Source organism: Planococcus soli, assembly GCF_016881065.1.
In the GTDB taxonomy this organism is placed as follows: domain Bacteria; phylum Bacillota; class Bacilli; order Bacillales_A; family Planococcaceae; genus Planococcus; species Planococcus soli.
The window spans coordinates 1-2,600 of record NZ_WXYN01000044.1; the positions used below are offsets into that span (position 1 = coordinate 1).

Annotated in this window: 2 protein-coding genes; both read left to right on the forward strand. The window is 45.4% G+C overall.

Annotated elements, in window-relative coordinates; genetic code table 11:
• Positions 1 to 177: 177 nt before the first annotated feature.
• Complete coding sequence (gene istA / locus GJB59_RS13710) at positions 178 to 1,716, forward strand: IS21 family transposase (RefSeq protein WP_142825872.1); 1,539 nt, start codon at positions 178 to 180, stop codon at positions 1,714 to 1,716.
• Complete coding sequence (gene istB, locus GJB59_RS13715) at positions 1,713 to 2,468, forward strand: IS21-like element helper ATPase IstB (RefSeq protein WP_142825871.1); 756 nt, start codon at positions 1,713 to 1,715, stop codon at positions 2,466 to 2,468. The genes istA and istB overlap by 4 nt, the downstream gene beginning before the upstream one ends.
• Positions 2,469 to 2,600 lie beyond the last annotated feature (132 nt).

The following is a 2,600-nucleotide window of genomic DNA, read 5'->3' on the forward strand; positions in this document are numbered from 1 at the left end:
TTGAATATTGCATAGTGAATGAGCCACATATGCGTAAAATCAAACCATCATTTGCGGAAGATAGAGCCACCGTTTGCGGAGTAGAGAGCCACAAACACATTTTCACGATAAATACCTCCGGTATACTTAAGGGGCATGCCTAAAAGCATGACACTTGTGTAGAAGGAGGATTTTTTTATGGTCAATTATCGGAAGATTCTGGGGATGGAGTTCGATGGCATAAGCCAGAGGACGATCAGTTCCAGTACCGGGCACTCGCGAAATACAATCGCTGAAGTTGTCCAACGGGCTAAAGAAAGAGGATTGAATGGCTTAGAGGACGCCATGAACAATCAGTGGCTTTCGACTTACTTGTTCCCTGAGAAACAAGCGATTGAAAAAGGATACTGCCCTGTTGATTTTGAGTGGGTTCACAAAGAACTTCAAAAGAAAAATGTCACCCTAACGCTTCTGCACCACGAATATGCAAGTGCAGCGAGAGAAGATGAAAAAGTCCCTTATGCCTATCGAACATTCGCTGAAAAATATGGGAATTTCGCAAAGAAGCATAAGCTGACCATGCCAATCAGAAAAAAGCCAGGCGAGGTCTTAGAGGTGGACTGGGCAGGAACGACGCTTAAAATCATGGATAATTCGACTGGCGAGAATATACCAGCGTATGTGTTCATCGCAACTCTTCCCTACAGTCAGTTGAGTTATGTAGAGGCGTTTCTTGATATGAAATCAACTTCCTGGCTGAGTGCACATATTCATGCATTCGAATATTTTGGGGGCGTTACGGAGGTCTTGGTACCTGATAACTTGAAAACGGGCGTAACGAAGCCCCACCGGGGCGATCCGATGATCAATGAAGCTTATCGGGAATTAGCCGATTATTACCGGGCGGTTGTGGTGCCCAGTCGCGTCAGAAAGCCGAAAGACAAAGCGAGTGTAGAAGGAACTGTCGGATACATATCGAGGCAGGTCATTGCATCATTACGCAACTATCAGTGTTTCCATCTAGAGGATTTGAATGCGCGGATCTTTGAAAAGCTGGAAGAAATCAATACGATGAACTTTCAGAAGCGCGAGGGTTCTCGGTTCAAAGTGTTTGAAGAAGAGGAGAAGAGCCACCTTCACCCTCTGCCTCTAACACGGTTCAAGATGACGGAATGGGCAACTGCCAAAGTCCAACCGAACTACCATGTTCAAGTGGACTATAAGTTCTATTCCGTCCCCTATGAATACGTCCGCGAGGATGTCGATGTCCGAATCACTGCGGATGTAATTGAATTGTACTTTAAAGATGTGCGGATTGCATCCCATCCACGCAAACAGAAATCGGAACATCCGTATGCCACAAATCCAGATCATATGCCAGACCATCATCGGCTTTATCTCGACCATAATCCAGAAAACAACCGGAAATGGGCGAAGACCATCGGACCGAACATGGAACGTTTAGTTGAGCATATCCTAAAAACGAATGTTGAAAAGAAAGCTTTGAATATATTGAACGGATTGAGAAGCACGGCTTCTAAAAGGACGGATACGGAGCTTGAGGAAGCGACCAAGACGTTACTGGAGATCTCCTCTCATCCCACCGTTGCCGTTCTAAAAAGCATCCTGGAGAGACAGAAGAAAAAGCAAGCGGATAAACAGCTGGTTCGGGAACCACAGACAGAGGACTATGGGTTTACCAGAGGCGCTACCTATTTTGGGAGGGATAAAAAATGATCAATCAAGAAACCTTACGAAAATTAATGGACATGAAGATGAGTGGAATGGCGGACTTATATCAACTACAGAATGAAAATAAAGATTTCCAAGGCATGGATTTTGATGACCGCTTTAACCTGTTGGTGGATACGGAATATGATCGCAGAAGATCGAATAAGCTGGATCGACTGATTAAACAGGCCACGTTTGATGACTCGAGCGCAGCCGTAGAACTGATCGAGTATCACGCTGACCGCAAGTTGGATAAGCAGTTAATCTTAGAACTGGCGTCGGGCACCTATCTTCAGAAGCATCATAACATTATCCTCATGGGTGCTTCAGGCAACGGGAAAACATGGATATCAAATGCCTTCGGCATTCAGGCCTGCCGGCAGTTCTACAAGGTAAAATATATTCGATTACCCGAACTGCTGGATGAACTTGCCGTTGCCAAACATGAGGCAGACGGAAGTTTTCGCAAACTGATTCAAAAATACAGATCCATTGATTTATTGATAGTGGATGAATGGCTCCTGAGTGAGCTGACTCAAGATCAAGTGCTCCATGTTTTAGAAATTATCGACGCGAGGCTCAAACGGACTTCTACCATCTTCTGTTCACAATTCTCGCCCGAAGGGTGGCATTCCAAACTGGGACAAGCCCAGGTGGCTGATGCGATTCTCGACCGGATTGTCCATGACTCCTATAAAATACTGCTCGATGGCGACATCTCAATGCGTGAACGACACAGTCTAGTCGCTCCTCGTTGATCATCATATAAAAGAAGAGAGTCACTGGCGAAATTTAACCAGTGGCTCTCTTCTATGCATTCACTGGCCTCATTCTCCGCAATTGGTGGCTCAAAACTCCGCACAAGTGGCTTTTTCGTTCCGCAATACTCA

What these genes read in the sequence shown, in the direction of transcription:
- istA (WP_142825872.1), top strand. Translation starts at nt 178, where the DNA reads ATGGTCAATTATCGGAAGATTCTGGGGATGGAGTTCGATGGCATAAGC.
- istB (WP_142825871.1), top strand. Translation starts at nt 1,713, where the DNA reads ATGATCAATCAAGAAACCTTACGAAAATTAATGGACATGAAGATGAGT.